This is a genomic window from Actinoplanes sp. NPDC051405 (assembly GCF_055586185.1).
The window spans coordinates 380,461-404,386 of sequence record NZ_JBVJIR010000001.1; the positions used below are offsets into that span (position 1 = coordinate 380,461).

19 protein-coding genes and 2 pseudogenes are annotated in these 23,926 nt (G+C 71.2%); 7 read left to right on the forward strand and 14 right to left on the reverse strand.

Going from position 1 to position 23,926, the window contains the following annotated elements:
* Positions 1 to 27: 27 nt before the first annotated feature.
* Positions 28 to 2,094 carry an EAL domain-containing protein gene (locus ACZ6S4_RS01760; protein ID WP_465473034.1) on the reverse strand — a complete coding sequence of 689 codons (2,067 nt, stop codon included), beginning with the start codon at positions 2,092 to 2,094 and terminating at the stop codon, positions 28 to 30.
* Positions 2,095 to 2,238: 144 nt separating this feature from the next.
* Positions 2,239 to 2,430 (reverse strand): annotated as a pseudogene (locus ACZ6S4_RS01765) (IclR family transcriptional regulator); the annotation flags it as partial.
* 25 nt (positions 2,431 to 2,455) lie between these two features.
* Between ACZ6S4_RS01765 and ACZ6S4_RS01770 the strand changes: the two are divergent.
* Both ACZ6S4_RS01770 and ACZ6S4_RS01775 read left to right on the forward strand, forming a co-directional pair.
* The gene (locus tag ACZ6S4_RS01770; RefSeq protein WP_465473035.1) at positions 2,456 to 2,848 is read left to right on the forward strand and encodes a contact-dependent growth inhibition system immunity protein; all 393 of its coding nucleotides are present in this window, start codon (positions 2,456 to 2,458) and stop codon (positions 2,846 to 2,848) included.
* Positions 2,849 to 2,958: 110 nt separating this feature from the next.
* Entirely contained in the window at positions 2,959 to 3,381 is a 423-nt protein-coding gene (locus ACZ6S4_RS01775; RefSeq protein WP_465473036.1) for a hypothetical protein, read from the forward strand.
* 429 nt (positions 3,382 to 3,810) lie between these two features.
* On the opposite strand, the gene ACZ6S4_RS01780 is transcribed toward ACZ6S4_RS01775, so the two are convergent.
* The 4 genes from ACZ6S4_RS01780 to dhaK form a co-directional block, all read right to left on the reverse strand.
* Positions 3,811 to 4,974, reverse strand: a complete 1,164-nt coding sequence (locus tag ACZ6S4_RS01780; protein ID WP_465473037.1) for an MFS transporter — start codon at positions 4,972 to 4,974, stop codon at positions 3,811 to 3,813.
* Positions 4,975 to 5,097: 123 nt separating this feature from the next.
* Positions 5,098 to 7,500: a phosphoenolpyruvate--protein phosphotransferase gene (ptsP, locus tag ACZ6S4_RS01785; protein ID WP_465473038.1), complete on the reverse strand. Its 2,403-nt coding sequence runs from the start codon at positions 7,498 to 7,500 to the stop codon at positions 5,098 to 5,100.
* A gap of 4 nt (positions 7,501 to 7,504) precedes the next feature.
* A complete protein-coding gene (dhaL, locus tag ACZ6S4_RS01790; RefSeq protein ID WP_465473039.1) occupies positions 7,505 to 8,146 on the reverse strand; it encodes a dihydroxyacetone kinase subunit DhaL in 642 nt (213 codons plus the stop codon).
* 4 nt (positions 8,147 to 8,150) lie between these two features.
* Positions 8,151 to 9,152 (reverse strand): dihydroxyacetone kinase subunit DhaK, encoded by a 1,002-nt coding sequence (dhaK, locus tag ACZ6S4_RS01795; protein WP_465473040.1) that lies wholly within the window; start codon positions 9,150 to 9,152, stop codon positions 8,151 to 8,153.
* A gap of 130 nt (positions 9,153 to 9,282) precedes the next feature.
* Here dhaK and ACZ6S4_RS01800 point away from each other — a divergent pair, with 130 nt between their 5' ends.
* On the forward strand, positions 9,283 to 9,705 hold the full coding sequence (locus ACZ6S4_RS01800) for an ester cyclase (RefSeq protein WP_465473041.1): 423 nt from the start codon (positions 9,283 to 9,285) through the stop codon (positions 9,703 to 9,705).
* Between the two features lie 84 nt (positions 9,706 to 9,789).
* Here ACZ6S4_RS01800 and ACZ6S4_RS01805 read toward each other — a convergent pair whose 3' ends face one another.
* Genes ACZ6S4_RS01805 through ACZ6S4_RS01820 form a run of 4 tightly spaced genes read right to left on the reverse strand, consistent with a single transcriptional unit; the run spans position 9,790 to position 14,794 of the window.
* Entirely contained in the window at positions 9,790 to 10,941 is a 1,152-nt protein-coding gene (locus ACZ6S4_RS01805) for an XdhC family protein (protein ID WP_465473042.1), read from the reverse strand.
* 33 nt (positions 10,942 to 10,974) lie between these two features.
* Positions 10,975 to 13,266, reverse strand: a complete 2,292-nt coding sequence (locus ACZ6S4_RS01810; protein WP_465473043.1) for a xanthine dehydrogenase family protein molybdopterin-binding subunit — start codon at positions 13,264 to 13,266, stop codon at positions 10,975 to 10,977.
* The gene (locus tag ACZ6S4_RS01815) at positions 13,263 to 14,255 is read right to left on the reverse strand and encodes an FAD binding domain-containing protein (protein WP_465473044.1); all 993 of its coding nucleotides are present in this window, start codon (positions 14,253 to 14,255) and stop codon (positions 13,263 to 13,265) included. Before ACZ6S4_RS01815 ends, ACZ6S4_RS01810 begins: the two co-directional genes overlap by 4 nt.
* A complete protein-coding gene (locus ACZ6S4_RS01820; RefSeq protein ID WP_465473045.1) occupies positions 14,252 to 14,794 on the reverse strand; it encodes a 2Fe-2S iron-sulfur cluster-binding protein in 543 nt (180 codons plus the stop codon). Before ACZ6S4_RS01820 ends, ACZ6S4_RS01815 begins: the two co-directional genes overlap by 4 nt.
* A 133-nt stretch (positions 14,795 to 14,927) precedes the next feature.
* Here ACZ6S4_RS01820 and ACZ6S4_RS01825 point away from each other — a divergent pair, with 133 nt between their 5' ends.
* Positions 14,928 to 15,614 carry a TetR/AcrR family transcriptional regulator gene (locus ACZ6S4_RS01825; RefSeq protein WP_465473046.1) on the forward strand — a complete coding sequence of 229 codons (687 nt, stop codon included), beginning with the start codon at positions 14,928 to 14,930 and terminating at the stop codon, positions 15,612 to 15,614.
* A gap of 66 nt (positions 15,615 to 15,680) precedes the next feature.
* Here ACZ6S4_RS01825 and ACZ6S4_RS01830 read toward each other — a convergent pair.
* The 3 genes and pseudogenes from ACZ6S4_RS01830 to ACZ6S4_RS01840 all read right to left on the reverse strand — a co-directional run.
* Positions 15,681 to 16,073: pseudogene (locus tag ACZ6S4_RS01830) on the reverse strand (DDE-type integrase/transposase/recombinase); the annotation flags it as partial.
* Between the two features lie 169 nt (positions 16,074 to 16,242).
* On the reverse strand, positions 16,243 to 16,431 hold the full coding sequence (locus tag ACZ6S4_RS01835; protein ID WP_465473047.1) for a hypothetical protein: 189 nt from the start codon (positions 16,429 to 16,431) through the stop codon (positions 16,243 to 16,245).
* Entirely contained in the window at positions 16,428 to 16,712 is a 285-nt protein-coding gene (locus ACZ6S4_RS01840; RefSeq protein ID WP_465473048.1) for a hypothetical protein, read from the reverse strand. The genes ACZ6S4_RS01835 and ACZ6S4_RS01840 overlap by 4 nt, the downstream gene beginning before the upstream one ends.
* A 44-nt stretch (positions 16,713 to 16,756) precedes the next feature.
* Here ACZ6S4_RS01840 and ACZ6S4_RS01845 point away from each other — a divergent pair, with 44 nt between their 5' ends.
* From ACZ6S4_RS01845 to ACZ6S4_RS01855, 3 genes are all read left to right on the forward strand, one after another.
* On the forward strand, positions 16,757 to 17,131 hold the full coding sequence (locus ACZ6S4_RS01845) for a hypothetical protein (protein WP_465473049.1): 375 nt from the start codon (positions 16,757 to 16,759) through the stop codon (positions 17,129 to 17,131).
* A gap of 611 nt (positions 17,132 to 17,742) precedes the next feature.
* Entirely contained in the window at positions 17,743 to 18,378 is a 636-nt protein-coding gene (locus tag ACZ6S4_RS01850; protein ID WP_465473050.1) for a sigma-70 family RNA polymerase sigma factor, read from the forward strand.
* Positions 18,379 to 18,433: 55 nt separating this feature from the next.
* The gene (locus tag ACZ6S4_RS01855; RefSeq protein WP_465473051.1) at positions 18,434 to 21,196 is read left to right on the forward strand and encodes a helix-turn-helix transcriptional regulator; all 2,763 of its coding nucleotides are present in this window, start codon (positions 18,434 to 18,436) and stop codon (positions 21,194 to 21,196) included.
* Positions 21,197 to 21,206: 10 nt separating this feature from the next.
* Here the strand turns inward: ACZ6S4_RS01855 and ACZ6S4_RS01860 are convergent, their stop codons facing one another.
* Positions 21,207 to 23,903, reverse strand: a complete 2,697-nt coding sequence (locus ACZ6S4_RS01860) for a cation-translocating P-type ATPase (protein WP_465473052.1) — start codon at positions 23,901 to 23,903, stop codon at positions 21,207 to 21,209.
* Positions 23,904 to 23,926: the final 23 nt, after the last annotated feature.

Genomic DNA, 23,926 nt, shown 5'->3' on the forward strand with positions numbered 1-23,926 from the left:
CCCGCCTGGGACCTGCTCAACCCCCGATCACTGGGCACGCCCGTCGGCGCCCGCGATGACCGGATCACCGGGCCGGTGGCGGACCGGCCCGCGAACACCGTCGCAGCCGAGGGTGCTCAACCACTCCAGCTGCGCCCTCGTCCGCACGCCGTCGGCAATCACCCCCATGCCGTGCGCCTGCGCAGCGCGCACGATGGTCCGCAGAATGCGCTCGTTGCGCTCCTCAGGGCGCGCACCGACCAGCACGGGGTCGATGATCAGTACGTCCACCGGCAGGGTGCCGAGCTCGCGCAGGCTCAGCGCGCCGGCGCCGAACGCGGCCAGCGCGATGCGTACACCCGCTCCTCGGAGCTGACGGACGGCGCCCGCGACACCGTCGAGTTCGGACATCAGATCGTCCTCCCGGACCTCCACCAGCAACCGCGATCCCGGCAGCCCGGTGGTCTGCAGCGCGTGGAGAACGGTATCGGCGAGCCACGGCCGGGCCAGATGACCGGCCCCGACCGGGACGCACACCGGCACCGCATCCGGGCCGCGCCAGGCTGTCGCCGACCGGCACGCGGCAGTGGTGAGCCAACCGGCCACTCGTGGCAGCAGCCCGGCCTGATCGGCGGCCGCCAGCAGGTCCGCACCGGCGGCGTGTCCCGCCCATTCCGGGACCGCGCACATCATCTGCAGCGAGTCGTCGGCCACCGCGATCACCGGGGCGAACAGGACCTTGATGTCATGTGCCGTCAACGCATGGGACAGCTCCGTGGTCAGGTCTGCCTCGCCCGGGTGCCGATCCCCGGCCTCCGTCGCGCCACGACGGGCCGCGCCGATCGCCGCGGTCGCCCGGCGCAGGAGCACGACGGCGTTGTCTCGAGAGCCTGTAGCGGTCGACGGTGCTCGCACCGCTCCTGCTACGCAGCGCAGCAGCACCGCCTCATCGCCCAGGGTGTAGGGACCGCTCAACGCCGTCCGGACCTGTTCGGTAAGCGTTCTCAGCGCCTCCGCGGTCGGCACCCGGCCGGCCGACGCCAGGCCGAAGACGCCGCTGTCCAGCCGTGCGGCCACATCGCCGTGGCGCAGGCAGCGCACCAGTCGCCGGGCTATCTCGACGTGGAGATCGTCCCGAGCGGGCGCGTCGACCTCGATCGCGACCAGCACCACGTCGTCCGGCCGTCCGATGGTGAGAAGCCGGGCGATCTCCTCGAGAAACAACGGCCGGTTGGGCAGTCCGGTGAGCGGATCGTGCGTCGCCTCATGCGCGAGCCGTTCACGCAGCTCGATCGATTGCACCGCGGCCGTGGCCTGGGCCGCCAACGCCTGCGTCGTGGACCGCAACAGCGGGGGCAGCGGGCCGGCGGACGTGATGACAAGCGTGCCCAGGCGCCTGCCCTCGGCTGTCAAGGGCAGCTCCACCGGCTGCCGACTGCCGGGCGTCGTGGCCGGCAGCTGCTCACCCGGTAACACCAACCGACCGGAGGTCTTGTCCGCGAGCCCGGCTACACAGGTCTCCGTCACCTGCTTCACCCTGGCCACATCGGTGGCGGCCAGCAGCTCGGTGGCGGCGGTGGCGAGGCGGTCCGCGGCCCGCAGGGCGGTCTGCAACCCGTGCAGGAACCGCACGATGAGCCGGCTGAGCAGGGTGGCGAGCACCACGGCCAGGACGATCTGCAACGGCCAGTCGTTGAGCGCCGGACGCGGCAGCGTGGCCGGCCGGACCGCGTCGGCCACCAGGGCCGTGGCCAGGTACAGCGCCGCGCGGATCGCAGCCTGGCCGTTGCCGCCGTACGGGGCGCGGCCGAACGAGCCCGCGATGACGATGCCGATCACGGAATCCGGCCGCACCAGGCTCACCATCGCGACCGTCGCCAGGTCCAGCGGCACCGACGCCGTCAGGACGCCGCGGTGCAGAAGACCGGCGAAGAGCATCAGCAGGGCCATGAGGACGGGCAGGACGATGCACGCCGTTCTCGGCACGGGAGCGGGATCGCCATCGGTCAGCGCGGGTACGACACCCAGCACCTGGATGGCGGCGAATACGGCGAAGATCACTCGCATCCGGCCCAGCCAGTCGGGAGGCAGCCGGGCGAGGAAGCGACTGCGCATGGCCGTGGGCTCCCCAGATGGGCGCAAAGCGACTCTCCCGTCGATGGACGAACCGGATCGCACGGTAGTGACGTCGTTACGGCGAGGGGAATCCTCAAATTCGGATACCCGATATCAGCCGGGTCGATATCCCCCACCCGGTCGTCAGGGCAGGCTGCGCCCGATGCCCCGCGCGCCGACCGGCAGCACGGACACCAGCCGGCCGCGGTCGCGCGCCGGACCGGCCACCGTGTACGGCGTCCTCGGCAGGTCTGTCAGCACGGCAGTCCGCACGTCGGCCGGCGCGTACGCGAGCGGCACCTTGCCGACCGCGGTGGCGTGCATCGGCAGCCGCGAACCGACCTGGCTCTACAGTGACCCGATGACAACGATCCAGCAGATCGAGGGCAGGGACTGGGGGACGGTCCCTGCCGATGCCTCGTTTCTGGTTCAACGCTGCACCGAGCTGAGGTGTAAGCCTCTTGAGCAGTTCACCGTCGAGGATCTTCGGATCATGCTCGGGCAAGAGATAGCGGTGCCCATCCTGCTGCCCCTCGCCGTCGATGTCTTGGCAGCCGACCCGCACGCCGAAGGCGACCATTACCCCGGTGACCTGTTGTGGGCCGTCCTTCGGTTGCCGGCTTCGGCATGGTCAGCCATACCGGAGGTGCGACAACGCCTGGCCACTGCCGTGGCAGTCGTGGATCTCGACGATGTACATCTACCCGAGGGCGCACATGACGCCGTCGCTTCGCTCCTCAGGACCACTGAGTGAGCGAAGGGGAACCATGGCGTCGTCCAGGTGCAGCACTACGCGGAGGCGAGCAGCGCGGATAGCCGTGTCTCCGGCGCCCGGGATTGCGTCTGCTTGGCAGGATCAGTTCCGTGCTCCTGGTATTGATCGCCATCGGGCCTGTACTGCTGCTCTGGTTGCTGATGTCGCGAGTGCCGCGGATCCGGTGGTCGGCGGCACTGATTCTGGCTGGCCTGACCGCCGTCGCAGTCATACTCATCTACCTCGTGCCGCGCGGCGGCCGTGAGATTCTGCTCAGCTGCTTGGTGCTTGCCCTGGCGACGGTGATTCTCTCCCGCTTGGCGGAGCGACGTCGACTCGGTCCGAGTAGGCAGACCCGAGTAACAGCGTCGGCCCACCTGCTCGCCGGCTGGCTGTTTGCTGTCCTGTGTTGCTTCGCGCTGCTGTGGCGACCGGGGCCGTTCTTTCCCTCGGTGGACACGGTGCTGCCGCTACCGGACGGCCTGCGGGCCACGATCACTCAGGACCGGCATCGTCTCGCCGGCATCCGGTAGCGCGACTCGCCAGCATCCCTCGATGATCTGCGCGGCGCTCGATCGCGCAAGCGCTGCGAAGGTACCGCCGACGAGCCAAGATCCACTGCAACGGTCTTGGGAACGGGCGGCGCTGCGCGAGTACCAAAGGCTTTGGGCTCAACTGCGCTGCTGCGACGCCTTCGGGTACGGGAAGGTCGACTTCGGCGTACGCAGCCTGCTGCACATGAGCGACAAGACGACCCAATCGGAATATCTCGGCATCGGCTTCGCCATCGTCCTGGCTCGCCATGTTCTGGCAGAGCCACCCCGACTACACCTGGGTGCCGGTCGCTCTGGCGGGTGGTTTCGGCCGCCACGTCCGTCGCCCGGACCGTCGGCCTGACCGCGACCACGACCATCGTGGACAGCGAAATCCGCTGGCAGGGGCGCGCGGGGCGCGCACGAGCGTCAGCGCACTCCTGTGGGCGCCCGGACGATCAGCACAGCCAGCGTCGCCGCGCTCAGGACAGCCACCGCCAGATACGACGCGGTGTCACCGACGCTTTCGGCGAAGCGTGATCCTCCCGCCGAGCCGATGCCCTGGCCGGCCGCCCACGCCAAGTTGAACAGGCCGAAAGCGAGCCCCTGGGGCAGGCCGGACGCCTCGGCTCCGTCGGACAGCAGCGCGGACGCCGGGGTCATCAGCATCCCGCTCATGGCCGCCGCGAAGACCACCACCACGGCCAGCAGCACGGCCCGGCCCGGCAGCGGTAGCAGCAGGCAGCCGGCCAGCACGCCGCCGAGACCGGCCCGCAGCGGCAGCAGGCGGCCGAAGCGGTCGGAGAGCCGACCCACCAGCGGGCTACCTGCGGCCTCCACCGCGGCGGCGCAGAGGAACACCACGGCGACACCGGTCGCGCCGAGTCCCAGCTCGTCGAGGCGCAGAGGGACCAGGACACCGGCGACGCCGAAGTACATGGCCGGCAGGACGGTGAGCCAGGCCCCCACGCGTACCGCCGGCTGACGCAACGCCTGGCGCAGCGTCCCGGTCTGCGGCGTGTGCTCACGGGAAGGAGTCAGCACCACGGCGGCGGCCAGACCGAGCGCCACGACCCCGACCACGCCGAAGACCAGCCGAGGACTGCTGGCGTGGGCAAGCGCACCCAGCGCGGGACCGCCGATCGCGCCGGCGACGCCGGCTCCGAGCACCGTGCCGATCATCTGGCCACGCCGTTCGCGGGGCGCCTCTTGGACGAGCCAGGTCAGCCCCGCGGCCCACGATGCGGCACCGCCCACCCCCTGCAGCAGGCGCGCACCGGCGAGGACCGCGAACGAGGAGCCCACACCGAACGCGACGCTGGCCACCGCCAGCAGAAGCAGCCCCGAGACCAGAACCCGCGGGGCGCCGCGCCGCGCGGTCAGCCGCCCGGCCGGCAGGGACGCCAGCAGCGTCCCCGCGGCGTAGGCGCCGACCAGCACACCGGCCTGACTCTTGGACAGGTCCAGCTCCACCACGTACGACGGCAGCAGAGGCGCCACCGCCGAGAAGAAGCACACGTCGATCAGAACGATCACGCTGACCAGAACGACGACGCGGCGGGGCGAAGACGCGCGGATGCCGACGGGAGCCACCGTCCGATCATTCGGTACGCCGTTGCCATCCGCCACCAGGTTAGGTCAGCCGAGCCGCGTAGATGTCCCGACGGCAGCGGCCAACACCCGCTCGAAACGAACAGCTGTGCCCTCCGCGCTCCTTCACCCCGGGCCGTCGAGCAGCGCCCGCACGGCGGCGGCGTCCGGCATCTCCAGGGCCACCCGCGTCAGCGCGGCGGCCGTTGCCAGGTCCGTGGCGCGGACGGCCTCCTTGATGGCCGGTACGCTCCGCGGCGCCACGCTGAGTTCCCGCACGCCGAGCCCGGTCAGCAGCGGCACCGCCACCTCGTCGCCGGCCAGTTCGCCGCAGACCGCGACGGTGACCCGCTCGCCGACGCCCCGGCACACCGCCTCGATCAGCCGCAGCACGCCAGGGTCGAGGCCGTCGGCCAGTGCGGACAGCGCCGGGTTGCCGCGTTCGGCCGCGAGCGCGTACTGGGTCAGGTCGTTGGTCCCGATGCTCAGGAAGTCGACGTACGGCGCGAACGCGGCGGCCTTGAGCGCGGCGGCCGGCACCTCCACCATGATTCCCACCTGTAGGCCGGCGGGCTCGCCGCCGCCCTCCCGCGCGACGGCCTCGTCGAGCATCCGGCGGGCGTGCACCACCTCGTCCACGGTGCTGACCATCGGGAACATCAGGCTGACCGGCACGTCGCGGGCCACCCGGACGACGGCCAGCAGCTGGTCGGCGAGCAGCCCGGGATGCCGCAGCGTGTACCGCAGGCCACGGACCCCCAGGAACGGGTTCTCCTCGGCCGGTGCCGGCAGATAGCGCAGCGGCTTGTCGCCGCCGACATCGAGGGTCCGCACAGTGATCCGGCGTCCGCCGAGCGCCTGCGCGATCTCGCGCCACGCGGCCTCCTGCTCCTCGACCTCGGGCGCGGCGTCGCGGTCCAGGAACAGGAACTCGGTACGGATCAGCCCGATCAGGTCGGCGCCGTGCTCCGCGGCGACGCGTGCCTCCGCCGCCGACCCCACGTTCGCACCGACGGCGACTCGCACGCCGTCGCGGGTCACGGCCGGCGCGGAGGCGCGGCCGGCCGCCTGCTCGCGGCGCGCAGCCTGCCCGCGGGCCCGTTCGCGCAGTGTCGCCAGCGCCGCCTCCGACGGGGCCACCAGCACCTCGCCGGTGCCGCCGTCGACCGCGACCGGCGTACCGTCGGCGACCTCGAGCGCGGCCGGCCCGGCACCGACGACGGCGGGGATGCCGCGGGTCCGCAGCAGGATCGCGCTGTGCGCGGTGGGGCTGCCGAACGCGAGCAGGACACCGGCGACCCGCCCCGGATCGAGAGCCGCGGCCTCGGCCGGCGTGAGGTCGGCGGCGATCAGCACGCCGGACCCCCGCGTGACCGCGGTGGGCACCCCGAGCAGGGCGCGCAGCACCTGGTCGGCGACCGCGCGGACGTCGGCCGCCCGCGCCTTCAGGTACGGGTCGGCCAGCGCCTCGAACTCGCCGGCGACCCGGGCCGTGGCCGCCGCCCAGGCCGGGGGCGCGGCCTCGCCGGCGTCGATCCGCGATCGGACCTCGGCGAGCAGATCGGCGTCGTCGAGCAGCAGCAGGTGCGCGTCGAAGATGGAGCCGGCGCCGGCCCGGAGCTTCTCCAGGTCCTGCCGCACGGACGCGAGGGCGTCGTCGATGCGTTGCCTCTCCTGCGCCGGTCCGCGCGCGGGCAGGTCGGGAATGTCGAGCGGTGCGGAGGACAGGTGCCGGGCCGGCCCGATGGCGATCCCCGGTGACGCCGCCCGTCCCTGCGCGGCCGGGCCCTCTGCGGCGGAAGCGGGCTCGGTCTCATCGAACGCGCGCCCGGCCAGCGCCACGATCCCGTCGACAGCCGCCCGCGCCTGCGGGCCCGACGCGCGTACCTGCATCCGGTGTCCGTGCAGCACGCCCAGGGTGGCGATCCGCGACAGGCTCGACGCCGGCACCCACGGCGATCCCGTCTCGGCGTTGCGGACCCGCACCTCCGCGTCGAACGACCGGGCGAGGGTGACGAGCCGCGCGGCCGGCCGCGCGTGCAGGCCGTGCCGGTTGAGCACGGTGACCGTGGCCGAGGGCCCGTCCCCCTTCCCGCCGCCGGTGTCCGGTGCACCGGCGGCCGGCCCGCCGAGCTGGGATTGCTTGCCCGCCAGCCCGGCGTCGGCCTCGGCGGCGACCTCGTCGCGGCCGGCTCCGCCGGCGGCAGCCACCGCGGCGGCCAGCAGACCTTCGACCAGCGGCCCCGGGCACAGCACGACCCGATCGCGCAGGTCGTCCGCCAGCAGCTCGAGCGCGAGCTCCGCGGAGAGTACGGCGCTGCCGAGGTCCATCAGCACGACCACGCCGTCGCCACGGTCAGCGGCGGCCACCGCCTCGGTGATGGCAACGGCGTCGGTGCCGAACGCCGTGTCGTCGAGCCCCGCGGCGATCTCGATCGGCACCGCCGTACCCCGGATCATCTCCGCCGCGAGTCCTACCGCGGCGCGGGCCAGGGCCCGGCTGTGGCTGACCACCACCAGGCCGACCACGGCCTCAGTCCCCGCCGAGCACGGTCGCGGCCGCGGTCAGCAGCAGCGTCACCGAGGTCGCCCCCGGATCCTGGTGACCGGCACTACGCTCACCCAGATAGCTGGCGCGCCCCTTGCGGGCCACCATCGGGATCGTCGCGTCACGGCCCCGCTCGGCGGCACCGACCGCCGTCCGCAACGCCTCGCCGAGCGGCTGACCGGCGGCCAGTGCCCCGTCCAGGGCGTCCACCGCCGGGGCCAGCGCGTCGTACATCGTCTTGTCGCCGGCCTCGGCCTTGCCGCGGGCGACCACACCGTCGAGCCCGGCCCGCAGCACCTTCGCGAAACCCGGCGCGTCGAGCGCGTCGGCGCCCCCGGCCGCGGCGGCCATCCGCAGGAACGCCGTGCCGTACAGCGGGCCGCTGGCGCCGCCGACCTTGCTGACCAGGGTCATCCCGGTCCGCTTGAGCACGTCGGCCGGGGTGGTGGGCGCTTCGCCGGCGAGCACCGCCAGGACCGCGGTCATCCCGCGGTCCATGTTGACGCCGTGGTCGGCGTCGCCGATCGCGGAATCCAGCTCGGTCAGCCGCTCCTTCTGGGTCGCGACGAGCCGGCCGAACTCCCGCACCCAGTTCGTCAGCGCCACGGTGTCCACGGTGCCGTCCATCGGCTCAGTTCCCCCACCGCAGGGCCGGGGTCCGTACCGGCGCGTCCCACAGCCGCAGGATCTCGTCGTCGGCCTTGAGCAGGGTGACCGAGCAGCCGGCCATGTCGAGGCTGGTGATGTACGGGCCGACCAGCGAGCGCGCGACGGAGACACCCGCCCTGGCGAGGATCGCCGCCACCTCGTGGTACATGACGTACAGCTCGATGAGTGGGGTGGCGCCCATGCCGTTGACGAAGGCGATCACGCCGTCCCGGCCGGTGAAGTCCAGGTCGCCGAGGATCGGGCTGACGAGCATCTCGGCGATCTCCGCGGCCGGCGCCAGCGGCACGCGGCGGCGTCCCGGCTCGCCGTGGATGCCGATGCCGACCTCCATCTGGCCGTCCGGCAGGTCGAACGTGGGTTTGCCGGCGGTCGGAACCGTGCACGAGGAGAGCGCCACGCCCATGCTGCGGCCGTTCGCGTTGACCTTGCGGGCGATGTCGGCCACCTGCGCCAACGGCCGGCGCTGCGCGGCGGCGGCACCGGCGATCTTCTCCACCAGCACGGTCACCCCGACCCCGCGGCGCCCGGCGGTGTAGAGGCTGTCCTGCACTGCCACGTCGTCGTCGGTCACCACGGCCTGGACGGTGACGCCGGTCTCCGCCGCGGCGAGCTCGGCCGCCATCTCGAAGTTCATCACGTCGCCGGTGTAGTTCTTGACGATGTGCAGCACCCCGGCACCGCCGTCGACGGCCTTCGTCGCCGCCATGATCTGGTCGGGCACCGGGGAGGTGAAGATCTCGCCGGCGCAGGCCGCGTCCAGCATGCCCGGACCGACGAAGCCGGCGTGCAGCGGTTCGTGACCCGAGCCGCCCCCGGAGACAAGCCCGACCTTGCCCTCGACCGGGGCGTCGCCGCGGCGGACGATGCGGTTCTCATGATCGACGTGAAGCTCGGGATGGGCGTCGGCGATGCCGCGGAGCGCGTCCGCGACCACCTTCGCCGGGTCGTTGATCAGCTGGTTCATCGATGACTCCTCGCCGCTGAGTGCCGGAGGGACGACCTGCTACCCCACAAATTACGCCCCGATCTCCGAAAGGGAACCGTCTCGCGGTGCGGCCTTGCCGGCCCGGCCGCGCGGCGCGATCCTGGGTCCCGTGGACATCGAGCAGCAGTTGTTCGACCTGTGGCGGGTGCCGCCCGGCGTGCATCCGGATCCGGCCGCGGCCTTCGCCCGGCTCTACGCCGATCCCGTCGTCATCAACGGCACCCCGATGTCCGTCGCCGACCTGGTGGCGCGCGCGGAGGCGCTGCACAGCGCGTTCACCGACCACGTCATCGAGATCGTCGACCACGTCGGCGCGCCGGGCAAGCTGACGATCGCGTTCCGGCACAGCGCGCGGCACACCGGGCCGTGGCACACCCCGTTGGGTGAATTGCCCCCGACCGGGCGCACGGTCAGCGGCCTGGGCATCGACGTCCTCACCATCGGCGCCGACCAGCGGATCACGCGGATCTGGGTGCTGGCCGACGAACTGCAGCGCATCCTGCAGGTGCACGACCCCCGGGTGCCGGCCTGAGGGCGGCTCGGCGTCACCCATCAGCCTGGTCAGCGAAGCCTCCTTCGACAGCGCCTTGACCGAAACTTCCGCCACCCGGCCGGGTCACCACATCGTAGAAGTCCGCATTCCGGGTGGGGGTACGTCCTCCGAACCCAGCACGCCGGAGGCCGGGGCGAGGACGTTCTCGTGGTGGATGGGCAGGCCGGTATGCAAAGGGCGGCCGCTCGCCGAGTGCCGGGACGCCACGATCTCGGCCACGATGGACAACGCGATCTCGGCCGGGGTCCGACCGCCGAGGTCGAGGCCGATCGGCGATCGGAGCCGGGCCAGCTCGGCCGGATCGAGTCCGGCGGCCCGGAGCCGATCCAGACGATCCTCGTGCGTACGGCGGGAACCCATCGCCCCTACGTAGGCGACCGGTCGCCGCAGTGCCTCGACCAGCAATGGCACGTCGAACTTCGGATCGTGGGTCAACACGCAGATCACGGCCTGGGAGTCCAGGTCCTGGCCGGCGAGGTAGCGGTGGGGCCAGTCGACGACGACCTCGTCCGCGTCCGGAAAGCGCGCAGTGGTGGCGAAGGTGGCCCGGGCGTCGCACACGGTGGTGCGGTAACCGACGTACCGGCCCAGGGTGGCGAGCGCGGCGGCGTGGTCGAGCGCTCCGAAGATCAGCATCCGTGGTGCGGGGCGGGTGGCCTCGATCAGCAGCCGGGCATCGCCGACCGTGGCGATCCGGGTGGATCCGGCGCCGAGGGCAGTCGTCGCGAGCTCGATCGCGGCGCAGTCCAGCTCCTTGTCGCCGAGGCTTCCCTCGGTCCGGCCGTCCGGCTGGATCGAGAGGGCCCGGCCCGGCCCGTCCAGTGTCCGTACGAGCGTTGTGGGCCGGCCCGCGGCGGCGGCGGTGAGCGCCGCCGCCACCTCGGGCCGGACGTCTGGATCGATGCGCTCGATCAGGACGTCGATCGTGCCGCCACACGTCAGCCCGACGGCCATGCCGGCCTCGTCGGCGTACCCGAAACTCCGGACAACCGGCCAGGCCGGCCCGTTGGCGGCCAATAGCTCCTCGCAGAGCTGAAACACTTCGCCTTCGAGGCATCCCCCGGAAATGCTGCCCAGGGCCGCACCGCCGGCGTCCACGGCGAGCGCGGCACCGGGCGGCCGCGGAGCACTGCCGCTCGTGCCGACCACGGTGGCCACAGCAAACGGCCGGTCCGCGGCACAACGGGCGAGAATCTCTGATGCCAGCTCCAACATGGCGGGTCCTTTGCGGTTACGGCCGCGGTCAGGTCAGGACACGACCTGGTCGAGGGTGATCGGGAGGTCGCGGATCCTTCGCCCGGTGGCGTGGAAAGTGGCGTTCGCCACCGCGGCGGCGACGCCGGTGATACCGACCTCGCCGGCGCCGATGACGCCGAGGGGCATGCTCGGATCCGGGTCGTCGAGCACGTGGATGTCGAGAGCGGGCACGTCGGCGTGCACCGGAAGGTGATACTCGGTCAGGCTGGGGTTCATGATCCGCCCGGTACGGGGATCGATGAGGGTTGCCTCGGACATCGCCATCCCGAGACCCATGATGATTCCGCCACGGAGCTGGCTGATGGCGGTCTTGGCGTTCACGACCCGGCCGATGTCGAAGGCGCTGAACCAGCGGGCGATCCTGATCTCGCCGGTGTCCGCGTCGATGCGAACTTCACAGAAGTGGGCGCCGGTGGCGGCGCGGGCGATGCGGCGACTGTCCACGACCATCCGGGCGGCCATCTTGACCTGGCCGGCGAGCGCGCCGAGACCGGTGTCCGACCCCACCCGGACATCGACCCTGGACCGGCCTGCCCGGGCCAGGATCTGCGAGTAGCTCTCGCCCCGGTCACCGGCGTAGAGGCCGCCGTCGCGGGCGACGATGCCGGCCCGCGACGCCCCGTGCAACGGCGATCCGGTCGAACGGCGGGCGATCGCCACGATCTGTTCGATGAGGTCGGCACAGCCCGTCTCGAGGGCGCCGGCTATCGCCGCGGTCTGCGCCGACAGTCCGGCCGGCGGCCCGACCGGTAGGCCGGTTTCCCCGTAGTCGACGGTGACCTGAGTGTGTGGGACACCGAGGAGGTGCCCGGTCATCTGCGCGACAGCGGTGGCCGCTCCCATACCCATCTCGTGGAAACCGCATCGCACCTCGACCCGCCCCATCGCGGTGAGGGTCAGCGTGAGATTCGCCGACAGCAGCGTGGCGGGATGATAGGCGACCGCCGCGCCCAGGCCGACGAGGTGGTTACCGTCGCGGGTGACGCCCGGTTCGGGGTTGCGCCGGCTCCAGCCGAACCGATCGGCGCCGAGCCGGAGCAGTTCCGTGACGACATGATGGGTGAGCCGGTTCCCGCCGACGGGGGCCTTCGTCGGCTGGTTGGCGATCCGGAACTCAATCGGGTCCATACCCAGCCGGTAGGACATCTCGTCGATCGCGGACTCGAGCGCGAAAGTGCCGGGCGCCTCGCCCGGCGCCCGCATGTAGGTGTTGGGAACCAGGTTGAGCGTGACTGCCTTCTGATCGTGCCGGATCGCGTCCGCCGCGTACATGTCGTGGGAGCAGCTGGTGACCTGCTCGGGATGGCCGCCGGCGGTGCCGATCCTGGTCGTCGCGGTGTGGATCAGAGCGCGCAGGTGTCCGTCACGGTCCGCGCCGAGAGCGACACGCTGGCGGGTGGCGGTGCGTCCACCCACCGTGCGGTAGACGCCCTCCCGGGTCAGCATCAGCCGGACCGGGCGTCGGATCTCGCGGGCGGCCAGGGCGGCCAGCAGGGTCGCCGGCCACACGTGCGACTTGCCGCCGAACGCACCGCCGACGAACCGGGAGATCATGCGTACGTTGACGGCCGGCACGTCGAACTTGCGGGCGAGGTGCTGGGCCATGCCTTGCAGGTTCTGGCTGCCCTCGTAGAGGGTCAGGTGGTCACCGTCCCAGACGGCGGTGGTTCCGTGCGGCTCCAGCGCGTTCTGATTCTGTTCCGGTGTGGAGTACTGCTCGTCGACCACGACGGCGGCTTCGCCCAGCGCTGCGGCGGCGTCACCGCGTTTGCCGGAAAGGATGATGCCGATCGGTGGGCCTTTGAGGGGGTGGGCGTTGCCGAGCTCGCCGGCGAAGTCCACCGCGGCGGGCAGCGGATCGTAGGTGACGTCGATCAGGGCGGCGGCCTCCTGCGCGGCCTCGATGCTGTCCGCGACGACAACCGCGATCGGCTGACCGTCGTAGTGCACCTCGTCGGTGTTGAGGTAGTTGATCGTCGATGACGTGGCCTGGGCGATGGCCGTGGTGAAGCCCGGCTTCGGAGCCGGTTTGAGCTGCGGCGCGTCGAGGTGCGTGAGCACGAGCAGGACACCGGGGCAGGCCCGGGCCGCGGTGACGTCGATGCTGGTGATCCGGGCGTGCGCGACGGTGGCGTGTGTCAGCGCCGCGTACGTGAGGTTCTCCATCGGGTACTCGGTGGCGAACCTGGCCGCGCCGGTCGTCTTGGCCGGTCCGTCGAGCCGGTCGGCCGGGGCTCCCAGGCCGGTCGTGCAAGCCGGCGCCGGGGTGGCTGGGGTGTTCATGCGACCAACTCCATGTCCCGTAGGCGTCGCAGATGCGCCACGACGGTCCGTTCGGTGAGCCCGATCTTGAATGCGGTATCGCGGGTCGGCACGGCGGCGCGCAACTCCTCGACGATCGCCTGCCGGAACACCTCGTCGGTGGCAGGCGCACCGGTGAGGACAGACTCGGCTGCCCGCGCCCGCCACGGCACGGTGGCCACGCCGCCGAGCGCCAGCCTGGCGTGGGTGATGATCCCGTCGTCGATGCGCAGCGCCGCGGCGACCGAAACCAACGCGAACGCATACGAGGCACGGTCGCGGACCTTGCGGTAGCCGGACCGCAGACCGTACGGGGGAACGGGGACGTCCACGGCGGTGATCAGTTCGTCCGCGTCGAGTACTGTCTCGCGATCCGGGGTCTGACCCGGCCGCAGGTGGAAGCCGACCAAGGGGATCCGCCGGACCACCCGGCTGCTGCGGACCTCCACCACCGCGTCCGCGGCCGCCAGAGCGACGCACAGATCGGACGGGAACACCGCGAGGCAATGGTCGCTGGCGCCCAGCACGGCGCCGTTGCGGTGAAACCCTTCCCGGGCCGCACATCCCTCACCAGGCGTGCGTTTGTTGCAGGCCGCGGCGTGGTCGTAGAAGTACGAGCACCGGGTGCGCTGCATCAAGTTGCCGCCGACCGTCGCCATGTTGCGCAGCTGACCGGAGGCACCGGCCAGCACAGCCTCGCTGATCGTCGGCAGCATGGCCCGAATACGTGGATCCGCGGCCAGGTCGCTGTTGCGGACGCCGGCGCCGATGACGACGTGCGAGTCCACGATGTCGACGCTGTCGTTACCCAGCCGGGTCACATCGATCAGCGCGGGAGGAGTCTCGATCTCCGCACGCATCAGGTCGACAAGATTCGTGCCACCGCCGAGGAACTTGGCGGCCGGCCGGTCCGCGATCAGCGCGACTGCTTGATCGATCGTGGCGGGCCGTTCGTACTGGAAGGATTTCATGTGCCGACGGCGACCTCTCGCTCCGACCTGGCGGCATTCGCGGCGGCGACCTCGGTGATCGCATCGACGATGCCGTTGTAAGCGCCACAGCGGCACAGGTTCCCGCTCATCCGCTCTTGGATCTCCGCCCGGGACAACTCGAACGACGGAGCCGAGACGTCAGCGGATACGTGTGACGGCATCCCCCGCCGGTGCTCCTCGAGCATCGCCACGGCGGAACACAGCTGTCCCGACGTGCAGTAGCCGCACTGAAAACCGTCATGGGTGACGAATGCCGCCGGAAGGGCACTGTCGAGGCCTTCCACGGTGACCACGTCGCCGCCCTCGTGCTGGACCGCAAGCGACAGGCACGACACGATCCGGCGGCCGTCGGAGATCACTGTGCAGGCGCCACAGCCGCCTTGATTGCAGCCCTTCTTCGTGCCGGTCAGAGCCAGGTGCTCGCGCAGGGCGTCGAGCAGGCTGCTCCGGGTGTCCACGACCAGCTGGGTGTCTTCCCCGTTCACCCTCAGCTGGATGGAACGTGTCTGACGATCCACGGCTCCTCCTCCCGTTCTGATGAGAGTCCAAGATCCAAGATAATAGAAGGCTCTTCCGTTATTGGGAAGACCCAGGAATCCACCAGCTCCGCGACGACTCGGGCCACCGGCCCCGAGGTGCGACAATCGATGCATGACGGCGACCACAGGCTTCCGACGCGCACGCCGTCCCGAACAGATCGCGCAACGCCGGGCCGACATCCTGCGGGCCGCAGCCGACCTGGTCGCCGAGCAGCCAATCGCCAAAATCACCCTGCAGGCGATCACCGAGCGGGCCGGGCTGGCCACCTCGGGCCTGCTGCGCTACTTCGAGAATCGCGAGGCGATCCTGCTGTCGGTGATGACCGACGAGGCGGACAGCTGGCTCGACGCGCTCGCCGCCGAGCTGGCGAACCGGGACATCACCGGCCCGCCCGGCCGCCGCGCCGAGATCCTGGCTGGCAGCCTGGCCGACACGGTCACCGCCGCCGGCATCCTCTGCGAGCTATGGAGCGCGTCCGGCGCGCTGGTCGGCGCCGAACTCAGCGTCGAGTTCGCGATCACCTACAAGACCCGCAATCTCGCAGCCCTGCAACGACTCGCCGGGCTGACCCGCGACTGCCTGCCCGAGATGACCGACGAGGCCGCGCGCAGCTTCGCCGCCACCTCGATGGCGCTGGTCGCGGGCACCTGGCCGTACGTCCGGCCGACGGCCGCCATCGCCGAGGCAATCGAAACGGTTGGTTTCCCGTCGGTGTCCAAGGACTACCACCTACGGCTCGCCCGGACACTCACCGCGCAGGCGGTCGGTGTTCTCGTTGGCCTCGAGATCTCCATCTGACGACGTTCGCCGCCCACACTCCCTGCCCTCCGGGCGCCGCCGTTGTCCGACGGCGTTGTTGCGTCGCGCGTCGACTTCGAGTTCGTAGTGACCGCGGTGCAGATTCTGGACGAAGGCGTGCCCGGCGATCACCACTTGTGCTGTCCGATCGGTCCGCAGTCCGCGCATGGGCCGGCGAGCGGCTGCGGCGTCCCGCCGGGCCGAGAGCAGCACGTCGATGACCTGTCCGTGCTGGTCGACCGCGCGGTAGATGCAGCGCCACACTCCGTTGACCTTGACGGAGGTCTCGTCGACGAACCACCGGTCCCCTGGCGCGTGCCGGGTGAATCGTGCGACGTCGGCCAGCAGCGGAGTGAACCGCGCCGCCACCACGATCACCTCCGGCGGGAACCGGACCCCGGCGAACGATCGTGTCTTTGATCGGTGTCCGAGGGGGACCCGGACACCCGTACGACGCACCCATGCTCGACATGGGCATTCATGCGGTGAGTCCAACGTGGGTCGATGGCGATACGCCTCCACGCTGGTGGCCGCGCTCCGGCAAGCTCCACGCTCCGGTGAGCAGACGACGCCGCAACGGCACACGGTGCGAACCGTGACACGTCGGCCCGCGAACTGACGACCTGGCTCACAGCTCTGCGCCCAGGGCACTGACCAGGCGGTCCGGCGTCAGGCCGAGCCGAAACAGCAGTTCCGTGTCCGCAGCGTTGTCAGGGTCGAGTTGCTCGGGCAGGCGCTCTGCCACCGACTCGGCGTATTCGGCTCCGTAGGCGCGGCGGGCGACGGCGAGTACGTGGGTCTTCGTCAGGATGGTCATGAGGACTCGTCTCGTATTCGCCGGCGCAGGCCTTCGCCGACGCCGCCGCCCAGCCATCGTTCCTGTACGAGCTTGGAGCCACCGGCGCCCGTAAGGTCCTCGACGACATCCGGGCCGCCCCGATCGGCAAGCTCGACGTGGACGAAAAGTAGATCATCGTGTCGGCCGAGGTCGGCGAGGTCGCCGTCCGCATCGTCCGGCCACTGGACACCACGCAGGTACTCCCCGTCATGTTGTCCGTGCATGGTGGTGGTTGGATCCTCGGCGACGCCGGCACCCACGACCGGCTCGTGCGTGAGCTCGCCGTGGTACCGACGCCGCCGTTGTGTTCGTCGAGTACGACCGCTCCCCCGAAGCCCGCTATCCGGTCGCGATCGAGCAGGCGTACGCCACCGCCCGTCGCTGTACTACCCGGTCACCGACGCCGGCCGGGACACCGGCAGACCGCGCGGCTGATCCTGCACGGCGGCGAATCGGCCTTCGCGCTCTCCCTCAGTTTCCCGGCAGCACCCTCGGTGCGGCGCTCGCCGCCTACCCGGTCGCTACCGGGGGCAACGAGTTCGTCATCCGCCCGGACGCCTTCCATCACCAGCCCGCTGCCGATGTACCCGCCGCAGTGGCCGCCCTGATGTGCGCCACCCAGCGCCCCGTCACCGAGAACACCCTCGGCGCCGGGCTGCCGACCGCTACCCCGGCCTGACAGTCGATCCCGTCCTGGTTCGTCTTCAGCGACGGCGACCTCGGCATTCCGGTCGTCCTGCACCGCTTCCTGGCCGATCGGGCGGCCGCCAAGGGCGTACGCGAGCTGCCCGGCGCCTCCCACGCGCTGAGCGTCTCCCGGCCGGAGGCGGTGACGGCATCGATCCTCGAGGCCGTGCCCGCGCTCACTGCGTAGCGGTATCGAGGTGAGGTCCGCGGCAACAACGCCGCGGACCTCACTCCTGCGCATTCTGTGGACCTGAGCGCGCGAACCACGGCGACGGCGCTGGTGAGCGAGGTCGCCTCATGCGGTCCCGGGTGACGGCGCCGCGGGACCCGGGTCGGCCGATGCCCGGGTCGCACCCGGCCCGGGGGTACACCCGGATTTCCACGGGCGCGGCACGTGCCCGTGCCGGATGACAGTGGCCAGGACATCAGTTCGGCTCGGCGGAACAAGGCGCCGGGTCCGGCATTCCAGACCATCGTGACCGGGGGAAGACTGCCATGCGCGTGTCAGGATCACGTCTGACTGATTCACCTACCGTCGCAACTGCCCAGGATGGTCGATCTACGTGGGGTGCGACGACTGATCCACGCACGTCCATAGCGGCGATGCAATTCCAAAGCGTCCGTGCCCGCTTGTTCGGAATCGCCTACCACACGTTGGGTCGCGCGTCCGACGCCGAGGACGTCCTTCAGGAGGCGTGGGTCTGTTGGCAACGCACAGACAGGACACAGGTCCGGGACTCAGTCGCATTTCTGGTAACCATCACCCGGCGGGTGGCCCTCAATGCGGTGATGTCAGCCCATGCGCGCCGTGAGGTCAGTGTCGGCGAGCGCCTGCCGGAGCGTACTCACGCGTCCGTCGACCCAGCTCTGGAGGCGGAACGTGGCGAGGCGCTCGCCGGCGCGGCTCAGCTTCTGCTGGAGCGGTTGTCGCCCGCCGAACGCGCCGTTTACGTGCTCCGCGAGGCGTTCGAGTATCCGTTCCGGCAGATTGCCGACGTGCTGGGGCTCAGCGAAGCGAATGTGCGGCAACTGGCGTGCCGGGCGCGCAAGCATCTCGCCGGGCAACGACACCGGCCGGCCGACCCGACGGAACGTGACCGGCTGCGTGACGCCTTTCTCGACGCTGCCCGAGCCGGCGACATGGCCGGCCTGACGTGCCTGCTCATCGGCGCCTCGGCGAACTCTTCGACGGTGTCTGTTCGGCTGACTGACCGACTGCGCGCGGGTAGGGCATCATGAGGACGGCGCGGGCCGGCCAGGGCCTGGCCACCTTGACCCGGGCGGTGGTAGCTGGATGTCGAGCAGCGTCCCTCCACTCAGGCTGCGTGGCCGGCGTCGCGAGTGTGAGACGCTCGACCGGCTGGTCGCGGACACCAGGGCCGGCCGGAGTCAGATTCTGGTGCTGCGCGGCGAGGCGGGAGTCGGCAAGTCCGCGTTGATGGAGTACCTGGTGGCGAACGCACCGGGATGTCGCAGCGTACGAGCCGCCGGCGTCGAGTCCGAGATGGAATTGGCGTTCGCCGCGCTGCATCAACTGTGCCTGCCGATCATGGGGCATCTCGACCGCCTGCCTGGCCCGCAGCGTGACGCCCTGGCCACCGCGTTCGGTCTGCGGACCGGAAGCGCACCTGACCGCTTCATGGTCGGGCTGGCAGTGCTCAGCCTGCTGGCCGAGGTCGCCGAGGAGCAGCCGCTGATCTGCGTAGTGGACGACGCTCAATGGTTGGACCGGGTCTCCGCGCAGACCCTGACCTTCGTCGCGCGGCGGTTGTTGGCTGAGCCGGTGGCGTTCGTTTTCGCGGTGCGTACATCGACGCCGGATTCCGGTGATGACCAGCTGGTGGGCGCGCCCGAGCTGGTCATCGGGGGTCTGGACGACGGCGATGCGCGTGCGCTGCTGGATTCGGTGGTCCCCGGACGGCTCGACGAAGGCGTCCGGGACCGGATCGTCGCGGAGACCCGCGGCAACCCGCTGGCGCTGTTGGAGCTGCCACGAGGTTTGACGGCGACGGAGCTGGCCGGTGGATTCGGGCGCCCTGACGCGCGGCCGCTGACGAGCCGGATCGAGCAGAGCTTCGTGCGGCGTATCGGGTCGCTGCCGGATACGACACAACGTCTGCTGCTGGCGGCAGCCACCGAGCCGGTGGGTGACGTGTCCTTGCTGAGGCGGGCGGCCGAGCAACTCGGCATCGGAGCGGACGCCACGGTCGCGGCTGAGGAAGCTGGGCTGATCGAATTCGGTACTCAGGTGCGGTTCCGCCATCCGCTGGTGCGTTCCGCGGCCTACCGCGCGGCGGCCCCGGCGGAACGTCAGAACGTCCATCGTGCGCTGGCCGATGCGAGCGATCCCACATCCGACCCGGATCGCCGAGCCTGGCATCGCGCCCATGCGGCGATCGAACCTGACGAGGCTGTGGCTGACGAGCTGGAGCGCTCAGCAGACCGGGCCCAGGCTCGTGGCGGGATAGCCGCCGCGGCCGCGTTTCTGAGGCGGGCGACCGAGCTGACACCCGATCCGGCAAGGCGGGGGGCGAGAGCGTTGGCCGCCGCACAGGCCACCTTCGAGGCCGGGGTCCCCGATGCGGCGGTCGGGCTCCTCGCCGCCGCGAAAACAGGCCCGCTGGGCGAGCTGCAGCTTGGACGGCTGGCCCGGCTCCGCGCCCAGATCGTGTTCGCCCATAGACGCGGCGGCGAGGCTCTGCCGTTGCTGCTCGACGCGGCCAAGCGCCTGGAGCGATTCGACGACGGACAAGCGCGTGAGGCATACCTGGAAGCGATTGGGTCAGCGGTCTTCGCCGGCCGCCTCAACCGACGCGACGGATTGCGGGAGGTGGCCGAGGCAGCCCGCGCCGCGCCGCGCGGACCCCAGCCGCCGCGGCTGGCCGACGAGCTCCTTGATGGCCTGGCGACGCGCTTCACGGACGGCTACGTGGCGGGTGCACCGCTGCTGAAGCGCGCCCTGCGGGCGTTCCGCCGGCGGGCCGGGCGCGACGAGGACGACATCATGCGTTGGCTGTGGCTGGCGTGGATGGTTGCCGGCGACATGTGGGACGACGAGACATGGGAGGTACTGACCACGCACGCGGTGCGGACGGCGCGGGAGATCGGCGCCCTCAGTTTCCTTCCGCTGGCTCTGAACTACCGCGCTGCCATCCACGTGCACGCCGGAGAGTTCGATGTGGCCGCCTCGCTGATCGAGGAGTCGGCCGTGCTCACAGAGGCGACCGGCAACTCACCTCTGGGCTATGCCTCACTCCTGCTCGCCGCCTGGCGCGGTGACGGCGACCAGACGATCGAGTTCATTCAGGCGGGCGCCCGTGATGCGACCTCCTGGGGTGAGGGACGAGCGATCGGCCTGAGTCACTATCTGCAGGCGTTGCTGCACAACGGCTTCGGTCGGTACCAGGCCGCCGTGACGAGCGCTGAACGAGCGGGCGAACACGAGGATCTGGTGATTTTCGGGTTCTCCCTCGTCGAACTCGTCGAGGCGGGGGCCCGCGCAGATGACCGCGAAGCAGCCGCAGCCGGACTGCAACGGCTCGAAGTGCGAGCGCAGGGCAGCGGTACGGACTGGGCCCTGGGGGTCCTGGCGCGATCCCGAGCTCTGCTCAGCGAGGGCGACGCGGCCGATCTGCTGTACCGCGAAGCCATCGAGCGCCTCGGGCGGAGCCGTATCGCTGTCTACCTCGCGCGCACGCACCTCGTGTACGGCGAGTGGCTGCGTCGCGAGAACCGGCGTCGTGAGGCGCGGCAGCAACTGCGAACGGCGTACGAGATGCTGCATCGTTTCGGTGCTGCGGCCTTCGCCGAGCGGGCCCGGCGTGAACTGCTGGTTACCGGCGAGTCGGTACGGCAGCCCACGGTCGACGTGCGTGCGGCTCTCACCGCGCAGGAGGCGCAGATCGCTGCGCTCGCCGCTGAGGGCAGGTCCAACTCGGAGATCGGTGCGGAGTTGTTCATCAGCCCCCGTACGGTCGAATGGCACCTGCACAAGGTGTTCACCAAACTCGATGTCAGCTCGCGCGGCAAACTCCGCGGAGCGCTGGCCGACGCGTGAGAGCGTCCTCTCACGCCGTAGGCGTAGTGTGGCTCCGACGCCGCCGCCACCGTTTCTCGCCCGCGACGGCCGGAAGAACGACGGCACCGGCAACCGCTGCCAGCAACCACTGGGTGGGCGTGAGGTCCGCGGTGCCGAACAGCGTGTGCGCAACGGGCAAGTGCACGAATCCTGCCTGGAGAAGCAACAGGATCGCGATGCCCGCGAAGAGCGACGGATTGGACCTCCAGCCGATCGACCGGACGGGGGCGACGAACGTCCGGCAGGTCAGGACGTAGAAGATCTGGAAGAACGCGACCGCCGTGACGGCCAGCGTCTGAGCTTGGGCGGTCGAGGACGGGCCGACGACGCCCAGCGGCACCGCGAGCAGGAACAAGGCGACCGCTGTCGCGCTCATCAGCACACCGACATAGAGGGTACGAACCACGACGAAACGCGTGAGTAACGGCTCCGAGGCCGGGCGGGGCGGACGGCGCATCGCACCCGGTTCGGCCGCCTCCAGCGCCAGCGGGAGGGCAAGCGCCACGGTGGCGACCAGGTTGATCCACAGGATCTGGACCGGTTCGATCGGCAGCACCGGCTGCCCGCCGTGCAGCGGGAAGCTCATCACCGCGATGAGGATGATCAGGCCCTCACCGACGTTGGTCGGCAGCGCGAACGCCAAGGCTTTGACGAGATTGTCGTACACGCGGCGACCTTCCTCGATCGCCGCCCGGAGTGTGCTGAAGTCGTCGTCCAGCAGGACGATGTCGGCGGCTTCGCGCGCTACGGCCGTCCCGGCGCGGCCCATGGCGACGCCGACGTCGGCCTGTCGCAGGGCCGGGGCGTCGTTGACGCCGTCACCGGTCATGGCGGTGACGGCGCCGCTGTCCTGCAGCGCCCGGACCAGCCGCAGTTTGTGCTCCGGCTCGACGCGGGCGAACACGTCGGTGTCCTGGACCCGGGCGCGTAGGTCCGCGTCGCTGCTCTGCGCGATCTGCGGACCGGTCATCGGTGGCGCGCCACCGGTGATGCCGAGCTCACGTCCGATCGCCGCCGCGGTGACCGGGTGGTCTCCGGTGATCATCTTGACCTGGACCCCGGCGTCTTGGCACGCCCGCACCGCTGCGGCCACGCCGGGCCGCGGCGGGTCGACCAATGCGACCAGCCCGAGCAGATCCAGGCGACCCGCAGAGCCCGGCGCTGTCTCGACGTCAGCCCCGGCCCGCTGGGCGATGGCGAGAACCCGCAGACCGAGCGCGGCGAATCGGTCGAGAACGATGCCGGCCGTAGCGGCGTCGGCGCGCGCCACGTGAGCCAGCAGGACCTCGGGGGCCCCTTTGAACACCGTGGTGGTCGGATCGGCGGCCGGAACGACGGCCATGTACCGGCGCTGCGCGTCGAACGGCAGCAACGCCCGGGGTGGTTCGGGCGCCGACGGCGCCAGCCCACCGCGCTCAGCGCCGACCAGCAGAGCGCCGTCGGTCGGATCACCCAGCACGGTCCGCTCCGGTCCGCTCCCGGTGAGACGGGCCTCGTTGGCGATCACACCCGCGGTCAGTAGCCGCCGCAGCGAATACCGCGCGACCGGCCCGAGGGTGCCACCGCCGGCCGCGACCATGCGCCCGCCGCGGGCGTATCCCGTGCCCTCGAATTCCGCCTCGGTGCCGTCCGGGCACCACGCTCGGCGCAGCATCATCTCGTTCAGGGTCAGTGTCCCGGTCTTGTCCGTGCAGACCACCGAGGTGGCTCCCAGCGTCTCCACGGCAGGCAGCCTGCGGATCACCGCACGATGCCGGGCCATCCGCTGCACGCCGGCGGCGAGGGCGATCGTCACGATGGCGGGCAGACCCTCGGGAATCGCCGCCACCGCGAGCGTGATCGCGGCCAGGGCGGCGTCGGCCACCGGGTAGCCGCGTACCAGCGCGATGCCGAGCAGCGCGACGGCGACCACCGCGACGGCCCGGGTGATCGTCGAGCCGAGCCGGCGCAGGTCGCGGGTCAGCGGCGTCTGCGTCTGGTCCACCGCGTCGATCAGGGCGGAGATCCGGCCCAGCTCGGTCGTGTCCCCGGTCCGCACGACCAGGGCCCGGGCCGAACCGGCGACGACCAGGCTGCCGGCATGCAGCAACGATATGCGGTCGGCGAGCAGCGCGTCGGGGTCGACCGGCGCGGCGGCCTTGTCGACCGGCAGCGACTCCCCCGTCAGCGCGGACTCGTCGGCGCGCAGCCTGTGAGCGTCCAGAATCCGCAGGTCGGCGGGCACGAGATCACCGGCCTCGACGGTGATCACGTCTCCGACGACGAGCTCGGCGGCCGGACATGAGACCCAACGGCCGTCGCGTTGCACCACCGCAGCCTCCGGAACCAGCCGGGCGAGCCCCTCGATGGCCCGCCCGGCACGGAACTCCTGAACGAAACCGATCGCCGCGTTGAGCACAACCACGCCCAGGACGACCGAGCCGTCCGCCACCTCCCCGAGGACGTAGGCGACGGCCGCGGAGGCGAGCAGCGCGTAGATCAGTGGGCTGGTGAACTGCCCGGCCAGCACCGTCCCGACCGACCGGCCTCGTCGCCGGGTCAGGTCATTGGGTCCGTATCGGCCGAGCCGGCGCGCCGCCTCCTCAGCGCTCAGCCCCTCGGGTGAGCTCGACAGCCGATCGAAGGCGTCGGCCGCGGCCACGGCGTGCCACGGTCGGGCCTCCACTGCCGTAGGCGCCGTGCTCATGCTGCTCTCCTCCCCTGGGTCAG